This is a genomic window from Kitasatospora sp. NPDC059146 (genome assembly GCF_042786665.1).
Lineage (GTDB): Bacteria > Actinomycetota > Actinomycetes > Streptomycetales > Streptomycetaceae > Kitasatospora.
Genome location: NZ_JBHZCY010000133.1, coordinates 1 through 26,342, shown reverse-complemented (window position 1 = coordinate 26,342; position 26,342 = coordinate 1). Strand labels below are relative to the sequence as shown.

Here is a 26,342-nt window from a genome sequence, read left to right as displayed (position 1 = left end):
CCTCCGAGGCCGAGCACGGCCACCGCAACGCCGCGCTCGCCCACTTCATCGCCAGCCACGGCAATCTGCGGAACCCGGTCGACACCGTGCTGGACCACTACTACGCGCACTGCGCGATCGCCGCCAGCTGCCGCGACCTCGTGCTCGCCGGCGCCTTCCTCGCCCGCTACGGCGTGCGCACCGACGGCACCCGCCTGATGAGCCGCGGCGAGGCCAAGCGCCTCAACGCCGTCCTGCTCACCTGCGGCACCTACGACGCCGCCGGCGAGTTCGCCTTCCGCGTCGGCCTGCCCGGCAAGAGCGGCGTCGGCGGCGGCGTCCTCGCCATACTGCCCGGCCGCGCGGCCGTCTGCGCCTGGGGCCCCCGCCTCGACCAGGCCGGCAACTCGGTCGCCGCCGTGACCGCCCTGGACACCCTCACCACCCTCTCCGGCTGCTCGGTCTTCTGACCCGCACCACCCGGTCCCACGGGCCGGACGGACGCTTGTGCGACAAAGTGTCAGTGGTCCATGCTGGCCGCATGAACCGCCACACGCACCTGAGCCGTCGACTCGACGTCGACCTCGGGCACGCGTGCTCGGCGATCTGTCACCGCGCGCTCTGACGCGGTGATCAGCCCGGCGCCCCCGGCGCCGTCGGGAACCCCCACCCGGGCGATCACGTGCACCACCACGCCGTCCACACCTCTCCCGACGGGAACTCCCATGCGCCTCGTGCTGCCCGCACTCGTGACCGCCGCCCTGCTGGCCCTCCCGGTCCCCGCCCTCGCGGACCCCGCCCCTGCTCCTGCTCCTGCCCACGCCGACGGCCCGTTCGGTCCGCTCCCCCCGCACAACCCGTACGCGGGGCCCGACGGCACCGCCACCATGCACGGCGACACCGGCTCCTCCGACGCCACCCCGCTGCCCGGCCCGAAGCCCGGCCCGCTCGACTCCGAGCGGGTGGCCCTCCAGTCCGCCTGCCCGACGGTGCTGGTCGGCTCGGACGGACGCCCGGTCGCGCTCTGCACCACGATCTTCGGCCTCGTCCCGACGGTCCACCTGCTCGACCCGGCCGACGGCGGTTCCGTCGCCGAACTCCCCATCGCCAAGGGCTCGTTGCTCGGCGGCGTGTACGCCTACCTGGACCAGGACGACCGCCTGGTGGTGGTGGACGGCAACCGCGACCTGCTGCGGATCGGCCACCACCGCACCGCCACCGGCGCCTGGGCGCTGACCGTGGACAGCCGGCTGTCGCTGGCCGGCGCCGTGCCCGAGGGCGACGCCGTGACCGGCCTGTCCCCGGACTGGCAGGGCCGGGTCTGGTTCGCCACCGGCGGCGGGGTCGTCGGCACCGCCGACGACCGCACCGGCACCGTCCGCACCCTCGCCCTCCCGGCCGGGGAGAAGGTCGCCAACTCCCTCTCCACCGCCCCGGCCGGCACGCTGGTGGCCACCACCCACGCCACCTACCTGCTGACCGCGGGGGCCGACGGCACTCCGCGCATCGCCTGGCGGCGGCCGTACGACCGCGGGCCGGGCCGCAAGCCCGGACAGCTCAGCTGGGGCACCGGCTCCACGCCGACCTTCTTCGGCCCGCGCACCGGCACCGACTACGTCACCGTCGTCGACAACGCCGCGCCGACCGTGCACCTGCTGGTCTACCGCACCGCCGACGGCTCCGAGGTCTGCTCCGTCCCCGTCCTCAGGGCGGGCGGCAGCGGCAGCGAGAACTCCCCGGTCGGCGCCGGGAACGCCGTCTTCGTCGCCAGCACCTACGGCTACCCGTACCCCAAGCTGCCCGCCGACGCCGGCCCGAGCGTGCCCGCCTCCGGCCGCTTCTCCGGCGGTCTCAGCCGGGTCGACGTCCGCTCCGACGGCTCCGGCTGCGACCTCGTCTGGGACACCACGGTGCGCTCCGCCGCCGTGCCGAGGCTGTCCACCGGTGACGGTCTGATCCACACCGTGCTGCGCCGGCCGGTCATCCCCGGCACCGACGCCACCTCGATCCTCGATCCGTACGACTACGCCGAGGTCGACCCGAGCACCGGCGCCGTCACCCGCACCCACTACCTCGGCGCGGGATTCCTCTTCGACACGCTCCAGATGGTCGGCTCCATCGCCCCCGGCGGCGTGGTCTACCAGGGCACCACCACCGGCATCCTGCGGATCAGCAGCGCCGGCTGACCGGCCCACCGCCACCGACCGCCCACAGCCACTGCGCGGCGCGCGGGAGTCCGCTACCGCGCGCCGCGCAGCGTGAGCACGTACGCCGCCGTGAGCGCGACCACCCGGTCACCGTCCCGCGCCAGCCCGGCGAGCGCGCGCGTCGCCGTGCTCCCCGGGATGTCCGCGAGCGCCTGGGTCAGCCGCCGCCGGGCGGGCTCGTCCACCCCGTCCCGGGCCAGCCGCTCGACGAGCCGCCCGGCGATCCGGTCCGCCAGGACGGGATCAACGGCAGCACCGACACCGGCAGCACCGCCCCCGGCGCCGCCGTTCGCCAGCGCGGCCAGCGCGTCGGCCGCGTCGGCGTCGTTCCGCTCCTCGACGATCATGTCGATGAGCGTCGGGACGGCGTCGGCCACCCGCCTGGCCCCGAGCGCCAGGGCCGCGTACCCGCGGACCACCGGATCGGGGCCGGCCAGGGCGTCCCGCAGCAGTGCGGTCGCCGCCTCGTCCGGGATCTCGGCGAGGGACCGGACGGCGCGTTCCCGCACCTCGGCCGAGGGCGAGCCGAGGCCCGGCGCCAGCAGGGCCACCGCCGCCTCGCCGGCCCGTGCCAAGGCCCACCGCAGGGCCCCGGCGGCGTTCGGGTCCGACTCGGCCAGCACCGCCTCGGCCAGTGCCTCCAGGGGGACGGGAGCCTCCTCTACCGCCGCCAGGGCCGCGCGCTGCCGAGCCCCCGCGCTCCCCGACTCCAGCCCGCGCAGGAGCGCCACGGTCCGCAGGACGTCCTCCCAGCCGCCGGGCTCCGCCGCACCGATCCGGCGCAGCCGCGTCAGCAGCTCGCTCTCCGCCGCGATGCGCTCCAGCGTGCGGGCGACGAGGTCGTCGACCAGCCCCGAGGGCGCGAAGCCCGGGTCGTCGAGCGCCCGCCCGACGTCGTGCAGCGACAGGCCGAGCGAGCGCAGGCTCTCGATGTGGAAGATCCGCCGGATGTCCGCGTCGGAGTACTCCCGGTAGCCGGAGCCGGTACGGCCCGAGGGCCGCACCAGGCCGAGCGACTCGTAGTGCCTGAGCATCCGGGCACTGACCCCGGACCGCCGGGCGACTTCACCGATCAGCACCGCCCACACCGTCCAAACCGTCCACACCGTCCGCCACCGATCGACATCCCCCGCTACCCGTCCCGTTCGGTCCCGAGGACGGCGATCCGCTTCGCCTCCTCGATCGCCGACTCGAAGCCGGCGTCCGGGTCGCGGCGCAGCGCCTCCGTGGCGAGCGCGTGGGCGCGCACCCGGGGGTCGGGGTCCGTCGTCGCGGCGGTCAGGACCGGGGCCGCCGCCTCCCCGAGCGCGACCAGCGCCCGACTGAGGCTCAGCTGCGTCTCCCGGCCGCCGCGCCCGAGCTGCGCCGCCAACCCTACGGCCAGGGCGGGCCGCTCGTCCTCGGGCGCCAGCACGACCGCGGCCCGCCAGGCGCTGCGGGCCACCTCCTCGTCGGGGTCGGACAGCAGCGCCGGGGTGACGGCCGGCCACGCCCGCCGGTCCCCGATCTTGGACAGGGTGTGCAGCGCCTGGCTCCGTGCCTGGGCGCGCTCCGAGCGGACCTCGTCGAGCAGCGGCGGGACGGTCACCGCCGCCGGGTGGCGGGTGAGCGCCCAGGTGAGCATCTCCCGCACCGGGAAGTCGGGCTCGACGGCGCACCGCTCGACCAGCCCGTCGACGAACCCCGGGTCCGGGTTCGTCCCGACGGCCAGCGCGGCCCGCAGCCGCACCGACGGGTCGTCGTGCGCCAGCCCCTTCCACACCCGCATCGTGTTCTCGTCCTCGGTCGACGTCGTCATCGGGACCACCTCCTGGAGACCAGTGAAGGGCTTGTCACCGTGTCAAGGTCAACCCGTACGGGCTGGGCGGACGCCGAGCCGGGAGGCCGCCGGGACCCTAGATTGGGTGATCGAGGGGGTGTACCGGCGGGCCGGGCGTACGGAGGTGGGCGAGGTGATCCGCGGTGTCCACCTGGAGGCGCAGTGGCGGCGCGAGGCGCTGCGGACCAATCTGTGGGTCGTCCCGATCCTGGAGGTCGGGTTCGCCGCGGCCCTGTTCACGGTCACGGTCTCGCTGGACCGGGGGGCGTACGACGGGACGCTGGGGCTGCCGTCCTGGGTGATCAGCGGGACGGCGGACTCGGCGCGGCAGGTCCTGGCGGCGATCGCGGCGGCGCTGATCACCGTGGTCGGCGTGGTGTTCTCGATCATGATCGTGACGCTCACGCTGGCCTCCACCCAGTTCGGGCCGCGCATGCTGCGCACCTTCATCCGGGACCGCACCACCCAGATGACCCTGGGCACCTTCGTCGGGACGTTCGTCTTCGCGATCCTCTCGCTGGTCGTCATCGGGCCCGGCCCGAGGGGCGACTTCGTCCCCCACCTGTCCATCACCGTGTGCATGGTGCTGGTCATGCTCGACCTCGCCGTACTGATCTTCTTCATCCACCACATCGCCACCTCCATCCAGCTGCCCCGGGTGATCGCGAGCATCGCGGCGGAGCTGTCGGAGGCGATCGAGGCGGGCGCGGGCGGGCCGGACCGGCCTGCCGGGGGCGGCGCGGGGCCGACGGCCGCGGAGCTGAACGTCCGGCTGGACACCTCGGGGGCGACGGTCCCGGCCCCCGCCAGCGGCTACCTCCAGTTCGTCCGGCACCGCACGCTCGTCCGGATGGCCGCGGAGCTCGACGCCGTCATCCGGCTGGACCACCGGCCGGGGCACTTCCTCGTCCAGGGCCACCCGCTGGCCACCGTCTGGCCGCCGGCGGCCGCGCCCGAGGTGGCCCGCAGCTTCGCCCGCGCCCACGTCGTCGGGTCGACCCGCACCCTCGCCCAGGACATCGCCTTCGCCGTCGACCAGTTGGTGGAGATCGCCATCCGGGCCCTGTCCACCGCGGTCAACGACACCTTCACCACCCTGACCTGCATCGACTGGCTGGGCGAGGGCCTGTGCCGGATCGCCGCCCGCTGGGACCCGAACCCCGTCCACCGCGACGAGGCCGGGTACGTCCGGGTGATGACCGTCCCGGTGAGCTACGAGCGGCTGGTCCAGCGGTCGTTCGAGAAGATCCGCCAGGCCGCCCCCGGCATGCCCGCCGTCCTGATCCGCCAGCTGGACGCGCTGGCCGAGATCATGGCGGAGACCCGGACCGAACAGCAGCGCCGGGTCCTGCTCCAGCAGGCGGAGATGATCGAACGCCTGAACCGGGAGTCGGTCCCGGAGGCCGCCGACCGCGACGACGTCCGGCGGCGCTACCTCTCGGTCCTGGCGGCCTACGCCCGGGCCGGCCGCGCGAACTGACCCCCGCCCCCGGGGCCCGCCCGGGCCCGGAACGGAAGCGCGGAACTCGGTAGCGCTACGTGGATATGACATGTACTCTGCGTATCGCTGGTTGAACACGCTGCGGGCCTGGTCGCCACTCCGTGGGGGGAGTCACGCCCAGGCCCGATCGCCGGCCCGGGGCCCGGTTGCGCTCGTGGGGGAGCGTCAGCCGGGCCCTTCGGTGGGTCCACGTCGTTATGCCCAGCCCGACGGTGTTTCAGTCATGACAACCCGTCGGCATCCCGAAGCCCCACCGACTCCGCACCGCCGCGGCCCTCCCCCGTCACCCGCCCTCCCCCGCCGTCGGCCGTACCGGCTCTGCCAGACTGTGGCGGACGTGCAGGCCGAGGAACGGGGGAACCGACGGTGGCGGACAGCGGGGACGGCGGTACGGCCGTGACCTCGGCGGGGCGGCTGGTCGGCGGCCGGTACCGGCTGGCGCGGCGGCTCGGGGCGGGCGGTTTCGGCAGCGTCTGGCAGGCCCACGACGAGGTGCTCGGCGTGGACGTGGCCGTCAAGGAGGTCCGACTGCCGCCCGCCGCCTCGCCCGAGGAGCACTCCGAGCGCCTGCTGCGCGCCCAGCGGGAGGCCCGGCACGCGGCCCGGCTGCGCGACCACCCGAACGTCGTCGGCGTCCACGACGTGGTGGTCGACGACGGCGCCCCGTGGACGGTGATGCAGCTGATCGTCGGCCGGTCCCTGGAGGAGCGGATCGCCGGGGAGGGCCCGCTCCCGACCGCCGACACGGTGACGGTCGCCGAGGCCGTCCTCGCCGCGCTCGACGCCGCGCACCGGGCGGGGATCGTGCACCGCGACGTGAAGCCGGCGAACATCATGCTGGCCGACGACGGCGGCGTGCTGCTCGCCGACTTCGGGATCGCCGTGCAGCAGGACCAGACCGCCCTCACCGCCTCGGGCGCCTTCATCGGCTCGGTCGACTACCTCGCCCCCGAGCGCGCCCACGGCAGCCCCGCGGCCCCGGCGGGCGACCTGTTCTCGCTCGGCGCCACGCTCTACCAGGCCGCCGAGGGCCGACCGCCGTTCCGCCGGGACACCCCGGTCGCGACGCTCACCGCGGTGCTGTTCGAACAGCCGCCGCCGATGACCCTGGCCGGCCCGCTGGCCCCGCTGATCGACGGCCTGCTGGCGAAGGACCCGAACGCCCGCCTCACCGGGGCGCAGGCGGCCGCCCTGCTCGCCGGGCAGCGGCCCCGGCAACCGCACCGGCCGGTGCCGCCGGCCCGGCCCGCGCACCCGCCGACCGCGCTCGCCACCCAGCCGGTCACCCCGCCGACCCTCCCGGTCCCGCCGGGGGAACCGGGCCGGCCCCCGGCGACCGGCCGGCGGGAGCGCCTGCTCGCGTCCGTCCTGGTGCCGGCCGGGCTGCTGGCCGTGTACGGCGTGTCGATGCTGCTCACCGGCGGCACCGTCAGCATCGCGGCCGGCGGGAACATGACCCCGCAGACGGTCGCCGCCATCAACCACGCGTCCGGGTCGGGCTTCCCGCTGCACTCCGCGCTCGGGCTCGACGACTTCCCCGGCACGGGCCGGGGCTTCCTGTTCATGCCCTGGCCGTGGCTGGTGCCCGCCGTACTGGCCCTGGTCTGCGCGGCCGTCCTGCCGTACCGCCCGTGGGGGCCGCTGCGCAGGTTCGGCTACCTCTGCGCCCTGCCGCTCCCGGTCGTGCTCGGCATCGTCGACGTCACCCTGCGCGCCCAGGACGCCGACGTCTTCCACACCCTGCCGCCCGCGGTGCAGGCGAACCTCACGCTGACCTTCGGGGCCGGCTGGTGGCTGCTGCACGCCGCCGCCGTGCTGACCCTGGCCGCCCTGATCTGGCAGCACGTCCGGACGGCGCGCGCGAACCGGGCCTGACGGCGGCCGGGCCCCGGTCGTCCGCACAGCGACCGGGGCCCGGGGTTCGAACGCCTGACGGCTACTCCACCGTCACGCTCTTCGCCAGGTTCCGCGGCTTGTCCACGTCCCGGCCGAGGGCGACCGCCGCGTGGTAGGCGAGCAGCTGGAGCGGGATGTTGAGGAGCAGCGGGTCCAGCTCCGGCTCGCTCTTGGGGACCAGGATGCAGTGGTCGGCCAGCTTGTCCTCGGGCCGGCGGTGGGCGACCGCGATGACCCGGCCGGAGCGGGCCTTGATCTCGCCGAGGGTGGTGAGGTTCTTGTCGAGCAGCTCGTCGTCCGGGACGAGGGCCACGGTCGGCAGCTCGGGGCTGATCAGGGCCAGCGGCCCGTGCTTGAGCTCGCTCGCCGGGTAGGCCTCGGCGTGGACGTAGGAGATCTCCTTGAGCTTCTGCGCGCCCTCCCGGGCCACCGGGTAGCCGCGGACCCGGCCGATGAACATCATCCCGGCGGAGTCGGCGTACTCGGCCGCCAGCTTCGCGATCGCGTCGGACTGGTCGAGCACCTCGCGGATCTGGTCGGGCAGCGCCTGGAGGGCGGAGACGATCCGGCGGCCGTCGGCCGGCGAGAGGTCGTGGATCCGGCCGAAGTGCAGGGCGAGCAGGGCGAAGGCGACCACGGTGGAGGTGAAGGCCTTGGTGGAGGCGACGGACACCTCGGGCCCGGCGTGCAGGTAGATGCCGCCGTCGCACTCGCGGGCGATCGCGCTGCCCACGGTGTTCACGACGCCGAGGACGCGGCCGCCCTTGCGCTTGATCTCCTGGACGGCGGCCAGCGTGTCGTAGGTCTCGCCGGACTGGCTGACCGCGACGTACAGGGTGTCGGCCTCGATCACCGGGTTGCGGTAGCGGAACTCCGAGGCGGGCTCGCTGTGGGCGGGGATGCGGGACAGCTCCTCGATCAGCTGGGCGCCCATCTCGCCCGCGTAGTAGGCGGATCCGCAGCCGAGGATCTTCACCCGGCGGATCTCGCGCAGTTCGCGGGCGTCCAGGTTGAGGCCGCCGAGGTGGGCGGTGCTGAACCGCTCGTCGAGCCGGCCGCTGAGGGTGCGCTCGACGGAGGTGGGCTGCTCGTGGATCTCCTTGAGCAGGTAGTGGTCGTAGCCGCCGGTGTCGAAGGAGTCGATCTCCCAGTCGACGGTGGACGGCTGGCGGTGGGTGGTGCGGGCGTCCGCGGTGAAGGTGCGGAAGCCGTCGGCGCGGACGGTGGCGAGCTCGCCGTCCTCCAGGTGCACCACCTGGCGGGTGTAGCGGACCAGGGCGGAGACGTCGGAGGCGGCGAACATCTCCTTCTCACCGATGCCGAGCACGATCGGGCTGCCGTTGCGGGCGACCACGATGCGGTCGGGCTGCTCGGCGTCGAGCACCGCGATGCCGTAGGTGCCGACGACCCGGCCGAGCGCGGCGCGGACGGCGTCCTCCAGCTCGACGCCCTCGGCGGTGTGCGCGGCGATCAGGTGGGAGAGCACCTCGGTGTCGGTCTCGGAGCGGAAGACCGCGCCGTCGGCGGCGAGCTTGGCGCGCAGTTCGTCGGCGTTCTCGATGATGCCGTTGTGCACGACGGCGATCCGCTCGGCGTTGTCCAGGTGCGGGTGCGCGTTGGCGTCGCTGGGCACGCCGTGGGTGGCCCAGCGGGTGTGGCCGATTCCGGTGCCGCCCTTGAAGCGGGCCGGCACGGCGGCGGCGAGGTCGGCGACCCGGCCCTTCACCTTGCGGAGCTTGATGCCGCCGGTGCGCCCGGCGACGGCGACGCCGGCCGAGTCGTAGCCGCGGTACTCCAGCCGGGCCAGTCCTTCCAGCAGGAAGGGGGTCGCGTCCTTGGGGCCGATGTAGGCCACGATTCCGCACATGCGTGGACTCCTCCAGTAAATAGCGAATGAACCCGGGGCTCAGCCGTAGACGATCCGGCGCAGCTGACGGGCCGAGAGCTCCGGCGCCGCGACGCGGCGGGCGGGCAGCTCCTCGGCGAGCCGGGCGAAGATCCGTTCGTTGGTGAGGCCGCGTGCCTGCAGCTCGCCGTGGCGGCGACGGACGTACTCCTCGGTGGTCTCGGAGAAGTACGCCAGCACCTCCGCCACGACCCGCGCCGCTTCCCGGGGCCCGAGCGGGCTGGTCCGGGAGAGGTGGGCGAGGAGGTCTTCGTGAGGGTGGGGTGAGCTCGGCACGAATGAGAACTCTAGGTCTCCCGGCGCACCGAAGCCAAAGATCTTGCCCGAATTCGGGCAGGCTCGGCGACTTTCGGCCCGGGTAACCGCGCGGACCCCTGGCCGTCGCCTTCCGGACAGGCTCTTGATGCCGCGCCGAGGGCGCCCGTAGCGTGACCCCCGCCACACGTACCCGAAGACCGGAGGGCTTGCTGATGTGCGGGATCACCGGATGGGTCGCCTTCGACCGCGACCTCACCGCCGAGCACGACGTCCTCGAGGCCATGACGGCCACCCAGGTCTGCCAGGGCCCGGACGCCGGCGGCGTCCACCTGGAGCCGCACGCCGCACTCGGCCGCCGCCGCCCCGGCGCGGCCGGCACCGACGGCGGGGCGCGGCCGCTGTCCGTCGAGCACGACGGCCGCCCACTGGCCGTGCTCGCCCTCACCGGCGAGGTCCACAACCAGCGCGAACTGCGCGCGGAACTGGAGGCGGCCGGCCACCGCTTCCGCACCCGGGACGCCGCCGAGGTCGTACTGCTCGGCTACCTGGAGTGGGGCGAGGGCCTGGCCGAGCGGCTCAACGGCGCGTACGCCTTCGCGATCTGGGACTCCCGGCACGAGGAGCTGCTGCTGGTCCGCGACCGGCTGGGCGTCAAACCGCTGCACTACCACCCCACCCCGGACGGCGTGGTGTTCGGCTCCGGGGCCAGGGCGGTGCTGGCCCACCCCGCGGTCCGCGCGGTGGTCGACCTGGACGGGCTGCGCGAACTGCTCTCCCTCACCCGCACGCCCGGCACCACCCCGTACCGGGGCGTCCACGAGGTCCGGCCCGGGCACCTGGTCCGGGTGCGCCGCGGCGGCGTCACGGAGCGCCGCTACTGGGGGCTGGAGGCGCGCGAGCACGTCGACTCCCTGGAGTCCACGATCGCCACCGTCCGGGCCCTGCTGGAGGACATCGTCCACCGCCAGCTCGACTCGGACCTGCCGCTCTGCTCGCTGCTCTCCGGCGGCCTGGACTCCAGCGCCCTCACCGCCCTGGCCGCGGCGGCGCTGCGCCGGGCGGGGGCCGGCCCGCTGCGCACCCTCGCGGTGGACTTCACCGGCCGGGACGAGGACCTCCACCCCGACCCGGCCCGCTCGACACCGGACGGCCCGTACGCCCGGATGCTCGCCCGGCACGTCGGCGCCGAGCACGACGTGATCGCGCTGGACGCCGCCGAGCTCACCGAGCTGCGCCGCAGTCACGCCGTGCTGCGCGCCCGGGACCTCCCGGGCGGGCTCGCCGACCTGGACGCCGCCCTGCTGCTGCTCTTCCGCCGCGTCCGGGAGCGGGCCGCCGTCGCCCTGTCCGGCGAGGCCGCGGACGAGCTGTTCGGCGGCTACCCCTGGTTCCACGACCCGGTCGCGATCGCCGCCGACGACTTCCCCTGGGCCGCCCGGCTCGACGGCGGCCTGGCCGGCCCGGGCTCCGCCCCGCGCGAGCAGCTGCTCGACGCCGACCTGGTGCGCAAGCTCGACCTGGCCGGCCACCGCCGCACCCAGTACCGGGAGGCGCTCGCCGAAGTCCCGCACCTGCCCGCGGCCGACCCGGTGGAACGGCGGATGCGGGAGGTCTCGTACCTCAACCTCACCCGCTTCTCCGGTGTGCTGCTCGACCGCAACGAGCGGATGAGCCGGGCCGGCGGGCTGGAGGTGCGGGTGCCGTTCTGCGACCACCGGCCGGTCCAGTACGTCTTCAACACGCCGTGGGCGATGAAGACCTTCGACGGGCAGCAGAAGAGCCTGCTGCGCGCCGCCGTCCGGGACCTGCTGCCGGCCGAGGTCGCCGACCGGGTCAAGAGCGCGTACCCGATCACCGCCGACCCGCGCTACCCGCAGCTGCTGCGCGCCGACCTCTCCCGGCTCGCCGCCGAACGGACCTCCCCGGCACTGGAGCTGCTGGACCGGCGGCGGCTGGCCGACGCGCTCGCCCCCGACACCGACCCCGGGTCGGTGCGGCTGGGCGTCGACCTGGCGCTGGACCTCGACGTCTGGCTGACGGAGTACCGCGTGACGCTGGAGCTCTGACGCACCGTCCCCCCGCCCGAACGGCGGAACGCACGCCCGGCCCGCGGCGGGCCCCCCCCGACGGGTGGTGCCCCCCCGGGCCGCGGCGCCCCCCCCCGCACCGCTGGCCCGCCGCGGGCCCCGCGCGCCGGGAGCCGTCCCGGCCCGCCGGGGCGTCCCGGCGATGCGGTAGCGTCGCCGACACCTCCCGAATGGCGGGCGATAACGCGGGATCGCGCTCCCGGTGCCGTCAGGATAGGAGCGAACCGTTCACCTCGATCCGCCGGGGGATCCCGTCATGCAGCCGCGAGTCTTCGCGATTCTCACCGCCGTGCTCCTGGGCGTCCTGGGCCTGGGCTCGGTGGCCGTCACCGACTGGAAGCCCGCCGCGCCCTCCGCCGCCCCGGCCGTCGCCGGTCCGGGCGCGGGTGCCGGCACCGGCGCCCAGCCGGTCACGGCCGGCGCCGCGAGCGCCACCCCGACCGGCGACCCGGCGGTGTGGACCCGCTCGACGCTGCGCAACAAGATGATGGCCGAGATGGACGCCACCGACCCCGGTGTCGCCCTCGCCGACCTCGACAGGATCACCAAGGAGAAGCCGTACACCGTGCGCTTCTGCCACCCGATCGCGCACGAGCTCGGCCACGCGGCGGTCAAGCGCTTCAACGCCGACTTCCAGAAGGTCATCTCCTTCCCGCACGAGACCTGCGCGGCCGGCTACCTGCACGGCGCGGTCGAGGAGATGCTCAACGCCTCCACCCAGCCCGAGGTGGACCTGCTCAAGCTGTGCGCCCCCAAGAACAGCGGCCCCTGCATCCACGGCGTCGGCCACGGCACCATGTTCGTCGCCAAGCAGGACGTCGCCAAGGCCCGCGACCTGTGCAACAAGTTCACCAGCGACCAGAACCGGATCCGCTGCTCCGAGGGCCTGTTCATGCAGCTCTTCGGCCCGGACGAGGAGGACGAGCAGGCCAAGGCCAACCTGCCCGCCGACAAGCTCGCCCAGGACCCGCTGTACCCGTGCAAGGACCAGCCCTCGCTGTTCCAGTCCGCCTGCTTCTTCTACGCCCCGACCTTCTACCTGTCCTCGCACGACTACCCGAACCACCCCGAGGTCTACGCCGACGCGCTCAAGTGGTGCCTCAACGGCAAGGCCAGCGGCGGGGCGGTGGACTGCAGCCGCGGGGTCGGCTCCCGGACCATGAAGTACAACCTGGACCGCGAGGACTGGGCCGCCCAGCAGTGCGCCACCGCCGCCGACGGCTGGCAGCGCAAGGCCTGCGCGGAGGGGCTGGTCAGCTACTACACGGTCAACTACACCGACGGCGGCGCGGCCGGGCGGCTCTGCGCGAAGATCACCAACAAGGAGATGCAGGGCTACTGCCGCTCCGCGGGCGGGCTGTCCGCCTCCCTCGACTGATCGTCCCCGTCCCACCCTCCGGGCCCGCGCCGCACGGCGCGGGCCCGTTCCGTAGCATCTGCTGATCACGGTGCGCCGAGGACGCCGCGCCTCCCCCGGTCCCCCGGCCCCTGGAGCACACCCACATGACCTCCGACGACTTCCGCGGCGCCGCCCACGCCGCCGCCGACCTGGTCGCCGACTACCTCGCCGAACTGCCTGCCCGCCCGGTCTGGCAGCCGATGGACGCCACCGCCCGGCAGGCCCTGCTCGACGCCCCGCTGCCCGCCGAGGGCCGCCCGCTCGCCGAGCTCGTCGAGGCCGTCGGGCGGGACGTCCTCCCCCACCCCATGGGCAACGGCAACCCGCGCTTCTTCGGCTGGGTCAACTCCGCGCCCGCCCCCGCCGGGGTGCTCGCCACCCTCGCCGCCGCCGCGATGAACCCCAGCTCGGCCGGCGGCGACCACGCCGACGTCCACCTGGAGCGCGCCGTGGTCCGCTGGATCGCCGAACTGGTCGGCTTCCCGCACCCGGCCGGCGGCGGACTGCTCACCTCCGGCACCTCGGCGGCGACCATCGTCTGCCTGGCCGCCGCCCGCAACCGGGCCGCCCGCCGGGCCGGCCACGACGTCCGCGAGGAGGGCCTGACCGGGCTGCCGCCGCTGGTCGGCTACGTCACCGGCGAGACCCACTCCTGCGTCCGCAAGGCCGCCGAGCTCCTCGGCCTCGGCAGCCGCCACCTGCGCACCGTCGCCACCGGCCCCGACGGGCTGCTCGACCCCGCCGACCTGCGCGCCGCCGTCGAACGCGACCGCGCCGCCGGACTGCTGCCCTTCCTGGTGGTCGCCTCGGCCGGGACCGTCGGCACCGGCGCGGTGGACGCCTTCGACCCGCTCGCCGACCTCTGCCAGGAGCAGGGCCTGTGGCTGCACGTCGACGGCGCGTACGGCGCCTTCGGCCGGCTCGACCCCGCCATCGCCCACCGCTACGCCGGCCTGGAGCGCGCCGACTCGCTCGCCCTCGACCCGCACAAGTGGCTCGGCGTCCCGGTGGACTGCGGCTGCGCCCTGGTCCGGGACACCGACGAACTGCGCGGCACGTTCAGCCTCGTCCCGTCCTACCTGCGCGACGAGGCGGCCGGGGAGCTCGGCTGGTTCTCCGAGTACGGCACCGAGCAGACCCGCCCGTTCCGCGCCCTCAAGGTCTGGGCCACCATCGCCCACCGCGGCCGCACCGGCCTCGCCCGGGACATCGCCCGGTGCACCGCGCTCGCCCGTCGGCTCGGCGAACTCGTCGAGGCCGACGAGGAGTTGGAGCTGCTCGCGGAGGTGCAGACGTCCATCGTGGCGTTCCGCCACCGGGCACCCGGGCAGGACGCGGCGGCCCGCGACGCCCTCAACCGCGAGCTGCCGGTCGCCGTCCAGCGGCGCGGCCGGGTCTTCGTCACCGGCGCCCGGCTCGGCGGGCACGAGATGCTCCGCGCCTGCCTGCTCAACGCCGCGACCACCGAGGAGGACCTGCGCCTGCTGCTCGACGAGGTCCGGGCCGCCGCCCGCACGCTGCTGCCGTAACACCCCCGGACGGACCTTAACCAGCAGGTCACGGCCGGTTCGCGGACCGGAAACACCGAGCGGGCACGGTGGAGGGCATGGAGCACTCGAAGCCTTCCTTCCCCCGTGCCCCCCGCTGGCGCCGGGACACCGTCGAACTCGCCGCGGTCTTCCTCTCCGTCACCGCGGCCGACCTGATCGCCAAGCTCGTGGTCGACGGCCCGGACGGCCCGGTCCTGCTGATCGGCTCGGCCGTCGCCCTGCTCGCCACCGCCCTGCTGCACTCCTGGTGGTCCCCCCACAGCCCGCCCCCGACCACGCTGTGGCGGGTCCGCACCACCGCCCTCGCCCACACCCCCGCCGCGCTCGCCGACCACCGGATCACCCTGCTCTCGCTCCACCGCCACCCCACGGCCGACGAGCTCTTCCTCCGGACCCCCCACTCCCTGGACCCGGCGGCCCTCACCGCCCTGCTCACCACCACCGGCCACACCGTCGAGGACACCCCGACCCGCATCGCCTGAACGGCCCGGACCCGCTCAGCCCTCGACCTCGACGGCCGTACGGATCTCCAGCGCCCGCTTCGCCAGGTCGTCCGGCCGGGCCGCGCCCTTCTCGTCCACGACGATGCCCACCGTGTCGCCGTCCGCCCACACGCAGGTGCTCTGGGTGGCGGTCGCGGAGTTGAGCGTCGCGCACCGCAGCACTCCACCGAGCGGACCGGCCGGGTAATCCTGCAGCCCTTGCACCGAGTCGTCCCGGAACACGTCGGAGCGCGCCAGGTCGTCGAAGTAGAAGGCCACCTTCCCCCCGGGGTTCGGGTAGCTGCCGGTCAGTCCGATCACCGTCAGCGTGTTCCCGGGGGCCCCGGAGGGGCTGTAGGTGCCGGCCGTGAGGTCCCGGTGCTTGAACACCTTCGTCCGCTCCTCGTAACTGGCCCGCAGCGCGGAGGAGTCGTCGCCGGGCAGCCGTGCCTGCTCGCCGATCCGGTCCGGGAGCACGATCCGGTGCCCGGCCGGACCGCTCCTGGCCGCGGCCGGGGTGCCCGCGCCCCCCGTCGGTCCGTCGTCCCGGGTGACGGCGGCCACGGTCAGACCGGCGCCCAGGACGACGACCGCCGCCCCCGCGATCCAGACCCTTCCGGACACCGTCCGGTACCAAGGCGCCGCCTGCTCCGCCATCCCATCCCCCTGTCCACACGAACGCTCTCAGCAGATCGCCGGATGATACGTCAGCACGCGAAGGGCCCGCACCAGCCTTCCGGGTCCGGCCAACGTTCACCGGGGCTTCCGTGCCCGGCCGCCCGGCGGACGCGCGCGCCCGGTCGGATGGGCCGACCGGACGACGGAACAGGGAGCGGGTGCGCAGCATGGATCGGCGGAGGTTCGCCGCGGCGGTGGCGGCGGGTGCGGTGGTGCCGGTGGTGGCCGGGGCCGGGCAGGCGCAGGCCGAGGGGACGGGCGGTCAGGAGGGCCTGCGGCGGCAGATGGTGAAGGCGCTGACCGGCGCGCTGGGCGACCGGGCGGCCGCCGAGGCCGAGGTGCCGAGGATCCTGGACGTCTGCTTCGACTGGGCGCCGCCGACGGTGGAGCCGGCGAAGGTCGACTTCCTGCTCGCCTACGCCTTCGGCAACCGCGCCCCGGCCGGCGGCGGGGACCCGGCCAAGGTGCGGTACGAACCGGGCCCGGTGAACCGGGAGTTGGCGGACACCGTGGCCAGGATCCACCGCCGCCGCAAGGTGCCGGTGTACGCCCAGTGGGAGATCGCCCACTTCCTGACCGACGTCCACGGGCTGACCGACGTCACCTCGATCGAACCGGTGGTCGCCCCGGACGGGACGATCACCTACCTGAGCACCTACGGCGTGGCCGCCCAGGTGGCCGCCGCCCGCAAGGGCCTGCCCGGCGGGATCGGCACCGCCGGGGTGGTCGGTTTCCGGGACCACGTGAAGCGCTGCGTGCTCACCACCCGGCTGGCCGGGATCGCCTCGGCGGGCGCCCCGGCCGGGACGGCGATGCCGGGGACGTACGACCCGCGGTCCGGCCAGGCCTGGACCCGCAGCCGCGAGCTCTACCTGGTGCACGACATGGCGGCGCAGTGGCAGCTGCTGGAGCAGCGGCTGGTGGCGGCGGCGGGCGCCTGATCGGGCGCCCGCCGCTCCTCGGGCGGGTCGGCGGGCCGCTCAGCCCCGGTCGGCCGGCTGCACCACGCACACCGCGTTGCCCAGCATGCCGCCGAAGCCGCCGAGCAGCGCACCGGTGACGCTCTTGCAGGCGGCCGCCTCCTGGGGGGTCTTCGGGCCGTTGTTGCTGCTGGTGTTGATGCTGGTGTTGTTGTTGCCGGTGCTGCTGTTGCCGGTGCCGTTGGTGCCGGTGCTGCTGCCACTGCCGGCGGCGGCGGCCGTCCCGGCGAGGGCGAGCGGTACGGCCAGCAGCAGGGCGCAACAGGCCGTGGCGAGTGCGGAGTTCTTCGCGAGCATGGGGGAGCCCCTTCGGATCGAGACGGGTTCGGCGGAAAGCCGAGCCATCCCTATCCGAAGGGGCTCCCGCGGTCACGGATCCTGGGCCATCCGTGAGCGTGTCCGCGTCAGCGCCCGGGCGTCACGGGGTGGGCCGCTCCACCGCCCGGATGGCGGCCGCGAGTTCGAGCACCCCGTGCTCCTTGAGCACCCCGTAGTGGTCCCCGGCCAGCTCCACCACGGTGGGCGGGGCGGCCGACCAGCCGGTGCTGCCCTCGATGAAGGAGTAGTCGTCGCCCGAGGCCTTGAAGACGGTCACCGGCGCCGCCAGCCGCCGCTCGGCCAGCTCGCGGAAGCTGTACTCGAACTCGTAGGTCTCGCCGACGATCCGGGTGATCCGGCGGATCACCTCCTCGTCCAGCGCGGGCAGCATCCGGTGCACCCCGGCGACGAACGAGGACTCGTCGACCGTCCCGGCCAGGCAGCGCTCCAGCTCGGGCCCGCTGATCGCCCCGGCGAACACCGAGAACAGGATGGTCACGTACGCCGGGTTGGCGTACGAGGACTCCCGGCCGTACTCCCGGCCGTCGGCCTGCCGGACCTCCGGGTTGCCCGGGCAGATCAGCAGCAGCTGTTCCACCCGTTCGCCCGCCTGCTCCAGCTGCCAGGCCGCCTCGAAGGCGACCCGGGCGCCGAAGGAGTAGCCCCACAGGGTGTACGGGCCCTCGGGCTGCACCCGGCGCAGCTGGGCGAGGTCGGCGGCGGCCGTCTCCCGGATGGTGGCGTACGGCGTCTCGCCCTCGTTGATGCCGTGCGCCTGGACGCCGTAGAAGGCACGACCGTCGCTCGCCTCCCGGCCGAGCAGCCGCAGGTTCATCGGGTAGCCGCCCAGCCCGGGCCAGCAGAACACCGGCCGGCCCTGCTGCCCCGAAGCCCCCGACTCCGCCGACTCCCCCGGCTTCCCCGGCTTCCCCGGCTGCAGCGGGACCAGCCGTGAGGCCGGCGCGCCGTCCGAGGCCGAGATCCGGGCCGCCAGGTCCGCCAGCTTCGGGCACTCGAACACCACCTGGAGCGGCAGCGAGGTCCCGAACTCCCGGTTGATCCGGTTGACCAGCGCCACGGCGGTCAGCGAGTTGCCGCCGGCGGCGAAGAACTCGTCGGTCACCGACACCTCCTCGTACGCGAGCGCCTGCCCCCAGGCCTCGGCCAGCCACCGTTCCCGCGCGGTGCGCGGGGCGACGAACTCGCCGCGCCCGCCGTCCGCGCGGACGGCCTCGGAGCCGGCCAGCGCCTTGAGGTCGACCTTGCCGTTCGCGGTGAGCGGCAGGGCGTCGACGATCAGCACCCGGTTGGGCAGCATGTAGTCGGGCAGCAGGGTGGCGAGTTCGTCCTTGATGATCTCGGCCGGGCCCTTCATGTGCACGGTGTCCTCGTGCATGCCCTCGCTGCCGATCTGCTCCTCGCTCACCTTCCCGCCGAGGAAGAAGTACGAGGCGCCGGTGGGGATGCCCGCCGCGTCGAGGATCTCGTCGATCCGGCGCGAAGCGGGCAGCGGGTGGCCGGACTTGGAGCTGTAGCCGGAGGACATGAAGCCCAGGCCCAGGCCGTTGCGCTGGAGGTGGTGCAGCTTCGTGCCGAGCGCGACGTACTCCAGCCAGTCCTCGGCGGCCCGGCTGACCGCGGTGATGCCGAACGCGGCCCGGGCGTACACGGCCTGGTTGATCGCGATCACCTGCCGGGACTCCACCACCTCGTCGGCGACGCCGGTCAACTCGCCGTCGGCGTAGCGGTAGAGGCCGGCCGGCAGGCCGTCCACCCGGTCGCCGTGGGCCTGGACGTACAGCTCGGTGTGCTCCTCGGGGGCGAGGCCGCGGTTGCGGTCGACGGTGAAGCTGCCCAGGTAGTGGTCCTCCTCGGCGACGTCCAGCCGCTGCCGGACGGCCGGGTCGAAGCCCTGCGGGCGCACCTCCAGGCCGTACTCGGGCAGCACCTCCTCCAGCACGCCCAGCATGTGCCCGGTCTCGAACTCCAGCACCTCGCGGATGTTGTTCCTGTACACCGGCTCGATCGCCGCGGTCCGCCCGGAGAAGTGCAGCGTCAGGTACGGCTCCGGGCGGGCGTCGGCGGCGCCGACCCTGATCAGGGTGTGCTCGACCGGGTGGTAGTAGTACATCCCGGCGGCCAGCCCGTCCAGGCCGCCGGTCTCCAGGTACAGCTGGGTCGCGTAGAGCGCGCCGGGCGAGGCGTAGGCGTACTTGGGCAGCAGCCGCTCCTCGCTGTGGAACTGGCCGAACCAGCGCAGGATCCGGCCGAGTTCGGGGAAGCTCAGCAGGCCGAGCTCGCGGCCGAAGGGGCCGGCCGGGCGGGGGGCGAGCAGCGCGGTGAGGTCGTCCCGGGTGACCGGGCCGCCGTCGTAGAAGCGGTAGGTCTTGCGGGCGAAGACGGCCCGCCGCTGGGTCCCGCTCTCGCGCCGGCCGGGCAGTTCGACCTTCTCCCGGCCCGCCAGCTGGGCCGGGGCCCGCACCCCGGGGTCGGACAGCTGGGCCCGGACCTGGAGCCGGCTGGCCTTGGACTGGTGGTGGCCGCCGTGGTTGCCCTGGTCCATCAGGGCGGCCTCGCGCGGGTTCAGTTCGACGCAGGCGACCAGGTTCTGGTGGCCGGTGCGCGCGTCGGCGGTGACCACGGCGGCCGAGCGGCGGACCCAGGTGTGCTCCTCGATCGCCCGGGCGATCTCGTCCAGCTCGACCCGGTAGCCGCGCAGCTTGACCTGGTTGTCGACCCGGCCGGCGAACTGGAGGGTGCCGTCCGGGTTCCAGTGCACCAGGTCGCCGGTGCGGTACAGCTTCTCGGCCGGGGCGAACGGGGAGGGCACGAACCGCTCGGCGGTCAGCTCCGGCCGGTGCAGGTAGCCGCGGGCCAGCTGGACACCGCCGATGTACAGCTCGCCGACGTCCCCGAGGCCGACCGGGGCCAGCCGTTCGTCCAGGACGTAGCACTGGGTGTTGTCGACCGGCCGGCCGATCGGGACCGAGCCGGCGCCGTCGCCCAGCGCGGCCGGGTCGACCAGGTGGGCGGTGGCGTTGATGGTGCACTCGGTCGGGCCGTACAGGTTGACCAGCGCGGCCCCCGGCAGGGCGGCGGCCAGGTCGCGGGCCAGCCGCAGCGAGAGCGCCTCGCCGCCGGAGAACAGGCCGGTCAGGCCGGTGCAGTCGGTGAAGCCCTCGGTGTCCAGCAGGGCCTGCAGCAGCGTCGGCACGCACTGCAGGGCGGTCACGCCGTACCGGCGCACGGCGGCGACCAGCGCCTCCGGGTCCCGGTACAGCCCGGACGTGCCGGCCACCACCCGGGCGCCGACGGCCGGGGCGAGGATCTCCCACTGGGCGGCGTCGAAGCTCATCGGGGTCTTCTGCAGCACGGTGACCCCGGGGGCGAGGTGCCCGGCGGTGTGCAGCCAGCGCAGCTGGGAGACCACCGCCCGGTGCTCGATCTGCACGCCCTTGGGGCGGCCGGTGCTGCCGGAGGTGTAGATCACGTAGGCCGTCGACTCCGGCTGCGCCCACTCCTCGGGCTGCCCGTGCGCCTCCGTCCGCTCGTGCGCAGGCGACTGCCCGTGCGCCGACGGCGCCTCCTCGACGGTGAGGACCGCGGTGCCGGCCGGCAGCAGCCCGGCCAGCCGCTCGCGCAGGTGCTCCTGGGTGAGGACGATCCGGGTGCCGCTGTCCTCGATCATGTAGCGGAGCCGGTCCTCCGGGTACTCGGGCGACAGCGGCAGGTAGCCGGCCCCGGCGTACAGGACGCCCCAGGCCCCGGCGACCAGCTCCACCGAGGGCTCGACGTACAGGCCCACGCAGTCGTCCGGGCCCGCGCCCGCGCCCAGCGCGCGCAGCCGCGCGGCCAGCCCGCGGGCGCGTTCGGACAGCTCCAGGAAGGTCAGGCGGCCGTGCTCGCCGACGACGGCCGGGGACGCGGGCCGGGTGCGGGCCTGCCGGTCCAGCAGACCGGTCAGCGCGGTGCCGACGGGTGCCCGGCGGGCGTGCGGGAGGCGGGTGGCGGGGTTGGCGGGGGTGCCGCCGGTGGCGGTGGTGGTGGCGGTGGCGGCGAGGTCGGTGTTGCGCATGGGAGAGCCTTCGGTGCGTGGACGTACGGACCCCGGCGGACCTGCTCACCAGGAGCGCCGGGTACGGACTCCACCGTCGGCCGCCCGCCGTCCCGACCGCATGAGGCACCGGTCTGGACCTGTGCCGGATCCGTCCCGGCGGGACGCCCGTGCGCGGTCGGGCATTCGTGCGTTCACGATCACGTAACCGGCCGGAAGCGAGCCGTCGGTAGCGTCGGACCCATGACGGCACCCCGCACCCGCCCCGAACGGTTCTGGCACCGGCCCTTCCGCAGGTCGAACCGCAGGTGCGCGGCGCCCGACGCCCAGTCCACCCGGCCGCCCGCGCACCCCGGCGGCCCGCACCGGCCGACCCGCGGCCACGCCGCTCCGGCCGCTCCGGCCGCAGAGGTGTCCCGGCTGTCCCTGCCGGACGGGACCGAGCTGCTGCTGCGCCCGGCCGGCCCTGCCGACAAGGCGGCGGCCCTGGCGATGCACGAGCGCTGCTCCCCCGCCGCGCTGCGGCTGCGCTACCACGGGCCGGTCCGCGACGCCGACCGCTACCTGGAGCACCTGCTGGACCCCCGGCACGGCCGCAGCCTGGTGGTGGTGGCCCCCGACGGGCGGGTCATCGCCCTCGGGCACCTGATGTGGGACGAGGACGAGGCGGAGCTGGCCGTGCTGGTCGAGGACGCCTGGCAGCGGCAGGGGCTCGGCCTGGCCCTGCTCCGGCGGCTGACCGCGCTGGCCCGGGCGGCCGGGATCGGCGCGGCGTACGCGGTGACCCAGGCCGCCAACACCGGGCTGATCGCCGCGATGCGCCGGCTGGCGGCGCCGCTGGACTTCCACTGCGAGGACGGCACCCTGGTGATCACCGCCACCCTCGCCGCCGGAGCCGCGCCCGCCACCGCCTCCGCACCCGTTCCGGGCCGCTGATCATTTCTTCACGACATCCTTACCGGCTGCTCCGGGAACCCGGGGCAGCCGGTGAGGCGTCCTTCCCCGCAGCAGGGGTCCCTCCGTACACCGCCCTCCTTGACGGGCCGTCAGCAGCCCCCGCAGCGGCGTCGCAGCTGGCGGCATGGGGTCCGGATCGTCCGGCCGGGCCACGGAGTCGGTAGGCTGGCCCCGTCCCCGCCGCCCGACGGCCCGTTATCCGGCCGACAGGTGGTGCCGCAGCAAGGAGGAACCACTGAGCATGGCAGGCACCGAATCGGAGCCCACAGGCGCACGCGACGCCTCGCTGCCGGCCCGCGCCAAGATCGCGGTCACGGCCGGCAAGGTCGCCGCCGCCGTGTCCCGCAAGGCCGGTCGCGGGAGCGGCTCGGTGATCGGCGGCAAGGTCGCCCTCAGGCTCGACCCCGACCTGCTCGCCACCCTCGCCGACCACCTCGACGTCGTCCTGGTCAGCGCCACCAACGGCAAGACCACCACCACCCGCCTGATCGCCGAGGCGCTGCGCGCCGCCGGCCCGGTGGTCTCCAACGCCCTCGGCGCCAACATGCCGGCCGGCATCACGTCCGCCCTGGCCGGTGGCTCGGAGGCCCGCTTCGGCGTGATCGAGGTCGACGAGAAGTACCTGGCGACGGTCGCCCGCGACACCCACCCCAAGGCGATCGCCCTGCTCAACCTCTCCCGCGACCAGCTCGACCGCGCCGCCGAGACCCGCATGATGGCGGAGAAGTGGCGCGAGGGCCTCCAGGACACCGAGGCCGTGGTCATCGCCAACGCCGACGACCCGCTGGTGACCTGGGCCGCCTCCTCCTGCAAGAAGGTGGTCTGGGTGGCCGCCGGACAGGCGTGGAAGGAGGACGCCTGGTCCTGCCCCGCGTGCGGCGGCGTGATGCAGCGCCCCGGCGACGACTGGTTCTGCCAGGACTGCGGCTTCCGGCGCCCCAACCCGCACTGGGCGCTCCAGGGCACCCACGTGATCGACCCGCAGCGCGGCGCCTGGCCGATCCAGCTGCAGCTGCCCGGCCGGGCCAACCTGGCCAACGCCACCAGCTCGGCCGCCGTCGCCGCCGTGTTCGGCGTCTCCCCGCAGGTCGCCCTGGAGCGGATGCGCTCGGTGTCCGCCGTGGCCGGCCGCTACGACGTGGTGCAGTACCAGGGCCGGGACATCCGGCTGCTGCTCGCCAAGAACCCGGCCGGCTGGCTGGAGACCTTCTCCCTGATCGACGGCCCGCCGGCCCCGGTGATCCTCTCGGTGAACGCCCTCGACGCCGACGGCACCGACACCTCCTGGCTGTGGGACGTCGACTACGAGCGGCTCGCCGGGCACCCGATCTTCGTGATGGGCCAGCGCAAGCTGGACCTGGCCGTCCGCCTGGAAGTCGCCGGGCTGCAGTTCCACGTCGTGGACACCCTGGAGCAGGCCGTCCGGATGGCCCCGCCCGGCCGGATCGAGGCCATCGCCAACTACACCGCCTTCCAGCAGCTGCGGAAGGTCGTGGCCGGCTGATGCCGCGCCCGCACACCAGTCTTTTCGTGACGGAAGGCCTTCGAGGATGAGTGAGAGCAGCCTGCGCGTGGTCTGGGTCTACCCGGACCTGCTCAGCACCTACGGCGACCGCGGCAACGCCCTGGTCGTGGAGCGCCGGGCCCGCCAGCGCCATCTCAACGTGACCCGGATCGACGTCCGCTCCGACCAGGCGATCCCCACCAGCGGGGACATCTACCTGATCGGCGGCGGCGAGGACCGCCCGCAGCGACTGGCCGCCGAGCGGCTGCGCGCCGACAGCGGCCTGGTGCGGGCCGCCGAGAACGGCGCGATCATCTTCGGCGTCTGCGCCGGCTTCCAGATCATGGGCCACGAGTTCGTCAACGACCTCGGCGAGCGCGAGCCGGGCCTCGGCCTGCTGGACGTCTGGACCACCCGGGGCGAGGGCGCCCGCTGCGTCGGCGACGTGCTCGCCGACGTGGACCCGCGGCTCGGCCTGCCGCAGCTGACCGGCTTCGAGAACCACCAGGGCGTCACCCACCTCGGCCAGGGCGTCCAGCCGTTCGCGAACGTCACCGTCGGCCGCGGCAACGGCACCGGCGACGGCACCGAGGGCGCCTGGCGGGACACCGTCTTCGGCACCTACCTGCACGGCCCGGTGCTGGCCCGCAACCCCGCCGTCGCCGACATGCTGATCCGGCTGGCCCTGGACGTCAACGCCCTGCCGCCGGCCGACACCACCTGGTACGACGCGCTGCGCGCCGAGCGCATCGCCGCCACGGCGCGCCCCGCGTAGTACCCACGCAGTGCCCGGGGAGTGACCACGTGGGACCCGCGTGGGACCGACGTGGTCACCCACCCCTCACGACGCACCCCGCGTCGTACGACCGGGCCGCCCCGCCCGGGTGCCCGCGATGCGGTCATCCGGCCCACGGGCGGCCCCGGACGTACGACAATGGGGCTGCCGGCTGCACACCCTCCTCGGCAGCAGGCTGCAATTCCGCGCGGGGGCGCCGACGGCGCCGCTCCCGCGTCGGCTCCTGCCCGGCCGGACCAGGGGTCGTATGCTCGACTTCACGGCCGTTTTCGGATGCTCTGTCCGGATCCGGCCGGTGCTTCACCCCGAGGCAACCTCCCCGTCACCCCGGTGGGGAAGGCCTCGTCGCGGTGACGGCTCGTCGTCCCAGCCTGTAGTCCGGCCGTTCCTCGGTTCTGCTCGGGAGTTGCAAAGCTAATGCGTATCGGAGTGCTGACCAGCGGCGGTGACTGCCCCGGCCTGAACGCGGTGATCCGTTCCGTGGTCCACCGGGGGGTGGTCGACCACGGCGACGAGATCATCGGGTTCGAGGACGGTTGGCGCGGTTTCCTGGAAGGGCACCACCGCCCCCTGACCCTCGACTCGGTGAGCGGCATCCTGGCCCAGGGCGGCACCATCCTCGGGTCCTCCCGGGTGCAGCCGAGCCACCTGCGGGACGGCGTCGAGCGGGCCAAGAAGTACTGCTCCGACCTCGGCCTGGACGCCGTGATCCCGATCGGCGGCGAGGGCACCCTCAAGGCCGCCAAGCTGATGAGCGACGCCGGCCTGCCGATCGTCGGCGTGCCCAAGACCATCGACAACGACATCGCCGCCACCGACGTGACCTTCGGCTTCGACACCGCCGTCTCGGTCGCCACCGAGGCCCTGGACCGGTTGAAGACCACCGCCGAGTCCCACCAGCGGGTCATGGTCGTCGAGGTCATGGGCCGGCACACCGGCTGGATCGCGCTGAACGCGGGCATGGCCGCCGGTGCGCACGCCATCGTCGTCCCGGAGCGCCCCTTCCACATCGAGAAGCTCACCGCCGTGGTCCGCGAGCGCTTCGACCGGCAGAAGAAGTTCGCCATCGTGGTCTGCGCCGAGGGCGCCAAGCCCGAGCCCGGCACCATGCACTGGGAGGAGGGCAGCAGGGACATCTACGGCCACGAGCGCTTCACCGGCATCGCCACCCAGCTCTCCCGCGAACTGGAGCACCGCCTCGGCAAGGAGGCCCGCCCGGTCATCCTCGGCCACACCCAGCGCGGCGGCACCCCCACCGCCTACGACCGGGTGCTCGCCACCCGCTTCGGCTGGCACGCCGTCGAGGCCGTCCACAAGGGCGCCTTCGGGCACATCACCGCCCTCCAGGGCACCGACATCAACCTGGTGCCGCTGGCCGAGGCCGTCGCCGAGCTCAAGACCGTCCCGCAGGAGCGCTACCAGGAGGCCGAGACGGTCCTCTGACCGCCGCCCCTCCCGCCCGTTCCGGAGCCCCCGGCAGCCGCCGGGGGCTCCCGTGCGCCCGGCGGGCGTTCCGGCCACCGCCCCGTTAGCGTGGGCCCCAGGAGCCCTCCCCGGAAGGACGACGCATGGAGATCCTGGCGTACGGCGTGCAGGCCGACGAACGGCCGCTGCTGGAACGGGCCTTCGCCGGCCGGCACGCGCTGCGCTGCCTGGACGTGTTCCTCGACCGCGACACCGCCCCGCTCGCCGCCGGCCACCCCGCCGTCAGCAGCAGCGTCAACGCCGTCCTCGACGCCGACACCCTGGCCGTCCTCGCCGCCGGCGGCACCGAGCTGATCGCCCAGCGCTCCACCGGCTTCAACAACATCGACCTCGACGCCGCCGCCGACCTCGGCCTCACCGTCGCCCGGGTCTCCCACTACAGCCCGTACGCCGTCGCCGAACACGCCTGGGCCCTCGCCCTCGCCGTCAACCGCCGCCTCACCCGCGCCGCCACCCGCACCCGGGAGTTCGACTTCCGCCTCGACG

Annotated in this window: 21 protein-coding genes and 1 pseudogene; 14 read left to right on the top strand and 8 right to left on the bottom strand. The window is 74.5% G+C overall.

The genetic code is table 11. From position 1 onward, the window contains the following. Positions 1 to 449, top strand: a 449-nt coding sequence (locus ACFXPX_RS36430; protein ID WP_380644594.1) for a glutaminase, incomplete at its 5' end; no start/stop codon positions are given. Between the two features lie 50 nt (positions 450 to 499). Here the strand turns inward: ACFXPX_RS36430 and ACFXPX_RS36425 are convergent. Beyond that, positions 500 to 673, bottom strand: a complete 174-nt coding sequence (locus tag ACFXPX_RS36425) for a hypothetical protein (RefSeq protein WP_375886011.1) — start codon at positions 671 to 673, stop codon at positions 500 to 502. Between the two features lie 31 nt (positions 674 to 704). Here ACFXPX_RS36425 and ACFXPX_RS36420 point away from each other — a divergent pair, with 31 nt between their 5' ends. Continuing rightward, positions 705 to 2,165 carry a hypothetical protein gene (locus ACFXPX_RS36420; protein WP_380644593.1) on the top strand — a complete coding sequence of 487 codons (1,461 nt, stop codon included), beginning with the start codon at positions 705 to 707 and terminating at the stop codon, positions 2,163 to 2,165. Between the two features lie 53 nt (positions 2,166 to 2,218). Here ACFXPX_RS36420 and ACFXPX_RS36415 read toward each other — a convergent pair whose 3' ends face one another. Beyond that, positions 2,219 to 3,265 (bottom strand): HEAT repeat domain-containing protein, encoded by a 1,047-nt coding sequence (locus tag ACFXPX_RS36415; RefSeq protein ID WP_375886007.1) that lies wholly within the window; start codon positions 3,263 to 3,265, stop codon positions 2,219 to 2,221. Positions 3,266 to 3,318: 53 nt separating this feature from the next. Next, entirely contained in the window at positions 3,319 to 3,984 is a 666-nt protein-coding gene (locus ACFXPX_RS36410; protein ID WP_380527666.1) for a HEAT repeat domain-containing protein, read from the bottom strand. A gap of 106 nt (positions 3,985 to 4,090) precedes the next feature. Here ACFXPX_RS36410 and ACFXPX_RS36405 point away from each other — a divergent pair, with 106 nt between their 5' ends. Beyond that, positions 4,091 to 5,485 carry a DUF2254 domain-containing protein gene (locus ACFXPX_RS36405; RefSeq protein WP_380644592.1) on the top strand — a complete coding sequence of 465 codons (1,395 nt, stop codon included), beginning with the start codon at positions 4,091 to 4,093 and terminating at the stop codon, positions 5,483 to 5,485. A 387-nt stretch (positions 5,486 to 5,872) separates the two neighbouring features. Then, a complete protein-coding gene (locus tag ACFXPX_RS36400; protein ID WP_380644591.1) occupies positions 5,873 to 7,381 on the top strand; it encodes a serine/threonine-protein kinase in 1,509 nt (502 codons plus the stop codon). A gap of 61 nt (positions 7,382 to 7,442) precedes the next feature. Here the strand turns inward: ACFXPX_RS36400 and glmS are convergent, their stop codons facing one another. Continuing rightward, entirely contained in the window at positions 7,443 to 9,269 is a 1,827-nt protein-coding gene (gene glmS, locus ACFXPX_RS36395) for a glutamine--fructose-6-phosphate transaminase (isomerizing) (RefSeq protein ID WP_380396049.1), read from the bottom strand. A 39-nt stretch (positions 9,270 to 9,308) separates the two neighbouring features. Then, positions 9,309 to 9,584 (bottom strand): hypothetical protein, encoded by a 276-nt coding sequence (locus ACFXPX_RS36390; protein ID WP_360237016.1) that lies wholly within the window; start codon positions 9,582 to 9,584, stop codon positions 9,309 to 9,311. 194 nt (positions 9,585 to 9,778) lie between these two features. Between ACFXPX_RS36390 and asnB the strand changes: the two genes are divergently transcribed. From asnB to ACFXPX_RS36370, 4 genes are all read left to right on the top strand, one after another. Next, the gene (gene asnB / locus ACFXPX_RS36385) at positions 9,779 to 11,632 is read left to right on the top strand and encodes an asparagine synthase (glutamine-hydrolyzing) (protein ID WP_380644590.1); all 1,854 of its coding nucleotides are present in this window, start codon (positions 9,779 to 9,781) and stop codon (positions 11,630 to 11,632) included. A 277-nt stretch (positions 11,633 to 11,909) separates the two neighbouring features. Next, entirely contained in the window at positions 11,910 to 13,031 is a 1,122-nt protein-coding gene (locus tag ACFXPX_RS36380) for a hypothetical protein (RefSeq protein ID WP_380644589.1), read from the top strand. Between the two features lie 125 nt (positions 13,032 to 13,156). Continuing rightward, complete coding sequence (locus ACFXPX_RS36375; RefSeq protein ID WP_380644588.1) at positions 13,157 to 14,581, top strand: pyridoxal phosphate-dependent decarboxylase family protein; 1,425 nt, start codon at positions 13,157 to 13,159, stop codon at positions 14,579 to 14,581. A 77-nt stretch (positions 14,582 to 14,658) separates the two neighbouring features. Further along, a complete protein-coding gene (locus ACFXPX_RS36370; RefSeq protein WP_380644587.1) occupies positions 14,659 to 15,084 on the top strand; it encodes a hypothetical protein in 426 nt (141 codons plus the stop codon). Positions 15,085 to 15,099: 15 nt separating this feature from the next. Here the strand turns inward: ACFXPX_RS36370 and ACFXPX_RS36365 are convergent, their stop codons facing one another. Further along, on the bottom strand, positions 15,100 to 15,741 hold the full coding sequence (locus tag ACFXPX_RS36365; RefSeq protein WP_380644586.1) for a hypothetical protein: 642 nt from the start codon (positions 15,739 to 15,741) through the stop codon (positions 15,100 to 15,102). 188 nt (positions 15,742 to 15,929) lie between these two features. Here ACFXPX_RS36365 and ACFXPX_RS36360 point away from each other — a divergent pair, with 188 nt between their 5' ends. Further along, positions 15,930 to 16,703: a hypothetical protein gene (locus ACFXPX_RS36360; RefSeq protein ID WP_380527685.1), complete on the top strand. Its 774-nt coding sequence runs from the start codon at positions 15,930 to 15,932 to the stop codon at positions 16,701 to 16,703. A gap of 39 nt (positions 16,704 to 16,742) precedes the next feature. On the opposite strand, the gene ACFXPX_RS36355 is transcribed toward ACFXPX_RS36360, so the two are convergent. Then, the gene (locus tag ACFXPX_RS36355; RefSeq protein WP_380396043.1) at positions 16,743 to 17,039 is read right to left on the bottom strand and encodes a hypothetical protein; all 297 of its coding nucleotides are present in this window, start codon (positions 17,037 to 17,039) and stop codon (positions 16,743 to 16,745) included. A 121-nt stretch (positions 17,040 to 17,160) separates the two neighbouring features. Then, positions 17,161 to 21,135 (bottom strand): amino acid adenylation domain-containing protein, encoded by a 3,975-nt coding sequence (locus ACFXPX_RS36350; RefSeq protein ID WP_380644585.1) that lies wholly within the window; start codon positions 21,133 to 21,135, stop codon positions 17,161 to 17,163. A gap of 222 nt (positions 21,136 to 21,357) precedes the next feature. Between ACFXPX_RS36350 and ACFXPX_RS36345 the strand changes: the two genes are divergently transcribed. The 5 genes and pseudogenes from ACFXPX_RS36345 to ACFXPX_RS36325 all read left to right on the top strand — a co-directional run. Next, positions 21,358 to 22,050, top strand: a complete 693-nt coding sequence (locus ACFXPX_RS36345; RefSeq protein WP_380527690.1) for a GNAT family N-acetyltransferase — start codon at positions 21,358 to 21,360, stop codon at positions 22,048 to 22,050. A 262-nt stretch (positions 22,051 to 22,312) separates the two neighbouring features. Continuing rightward, positions 22,313 to 23,575 carry a MurT ligase domain-containing protein gene (locus ACFXPX_RS36340; RefSeq protein WP_375885978.1) on the top strand — a complete coding sequence of 421 codons (1,263 nt, stop codon included), beginning with the start codon at positions 22,313 to 22,315 and terminating at the stop codon, positions 23,573 to 23,575. Positions 23,576 to 23,621: 46 nt separating this feature from the next. Next, entirely contained in the window at positions 23,622 to 24,350 is a 729-nt protein-coding gene (locus ACFXPX_RS36335; RefSeq protein ID WP_375885976.1) for a type 1 glutamine amidotransferase, read from the top strand. Between the two features lie 438 nt (positions 24,351 to 24,788). Then, positions 24,789 to 25,814, top strand: a complete 1,026-nt coding sequence (locus ACFXPX_RS36330) for a 6-phosphofructokinase (RefSeq protein WP_375885974.1) — start codon at positions 24,789 to 24,791, stop codon at positions 25,812 to 25,814. A 125-nt stretch (positions 25,815 to 25,939) separates the two neighbouring features. Beyond that, positions 25,940 to 26,342 (top strand): annotated as a pseudogene (locus tag ACFXPX_RS36325) (2-hydroxyacid dehydrogenase); the annotation flags it as partial.

What these genes read in the sequence shown, in the direction of transcription:
- ACFXPX_RS36420 (WP_380644593.1), top strand. Translation starts at nt 705, where the DNA reads ATGCGCCTCGTGCTGCCCGCACTCGTGACCGCCGCCCTGCTGGCCCTC.
- ACFXPX_RS36410 (WP_380527666.1), bottom strand. Translation starts at nt 3,984, where the DNA reads ATGACGACGTCGACCGAGGACGAGAACACGATGCGGGTGTGGAAGGGG.
- glmS (WP_380396049.1), bottom strand. Translation starts at nt 9,269, where the DNA reads ATGTGCGGAATCGTGGCCTACATCGGCCCCAAGGACGCGACCCCCTTC.
- asnB (WP_380644590.1), top strand. Translation starts at nt 9,779, where the DNA reads ATGTGCGGGATCACCGGATGGGTCGCCTTCGACCGCGACCTCACCGCC.
- ACFXPX_RS36380 (WP_380644589.1), top strand. Translation starts at nt 11,910, where the DNA reads ATGCAGCCGCGAGTCTTCGCGATTCTCACCGCCGTGCTCCTGGGCGTC.
- ACFXPX_RS36375 (WP_380644588.1), top strand. Translation starts at nt 13,157, where the DNA reads ATGACCTCCGACGACTTCCGCGGCGCCGCCCACGCCGCCGCCGACCTG.
- ACFXPX_RS36370 (WP_380644587.1), top strand. Translation starts at nt 14,659, where the DNA reads ATGGAGCACTCGAAGCCTTCCTTCCCCCGTGCCCCCCGCTGGCGCCGG.
- ACFXPX_RS36365 (WP_380644586.1), bottom strand. Translation starts at nt 15,741, where the DNA reads ATGGCGGAGCAGGCGGCGCCTTGGTACCGGACGGTGTCCGGAAGGGTC.
- ACFXPX_RS36360 (WP_380527685.1), top strand. Translation starts at nt 15,930, where the DNA reads ATGGATCGGCGGAGGTTCGCCGCGGCGGTGGCGGCGGGTGCGGTGGTG.
- ACFXPX_RS36355 (WP_380396043.1), bottom strand. Translation starts at nt 17,039, where the DNA reads ATGCTCGCGAAGAACTCCGCACTCGCCACGGCCTGTTGCGCCCTGCTG.
- ACFXPX_RS36350 (WP_380644585.1), bottom strand. Translation starts at nt 21,135, where the DNA reads ATGCGCAACACCGACCTCGCCGCCACCGCCACCACCACCGCCACCGGC.
- ACFXPX_RS36345 (WP_380527690.1), top strand. Translation starts at nt 21,358, where the DNA reads ATGACGGCACCCCGCACCCGCCCCGAACGGTTCTGGCACCGGCCCTTC.
- ACFXPX_RS36340 (WP_375885978.1), top strand. Translation starts at nt 22,313, where the DNA reads ATGGCAGGCACCGAATCGGAGCCCACAGGCGCACGCGACGCCTCGCTG.
- ACFXPX_RS36335 (WP_375885976.1), top strand. Translation starts at nt 23,622, where the DNA reads ATGAGTGAGAGCAGCCTGCGCGTGGTCTGGGTCTACCCGGACCTGCTC.
- ACFXPX_RS36330 (WP_375885974.1), top strand. Translation starts at nt 24,789, where the DNA reads ATGCGTATCGGAGTGCTGACCAGCGGCGGTGACTGCCCCGGCCTGAAC.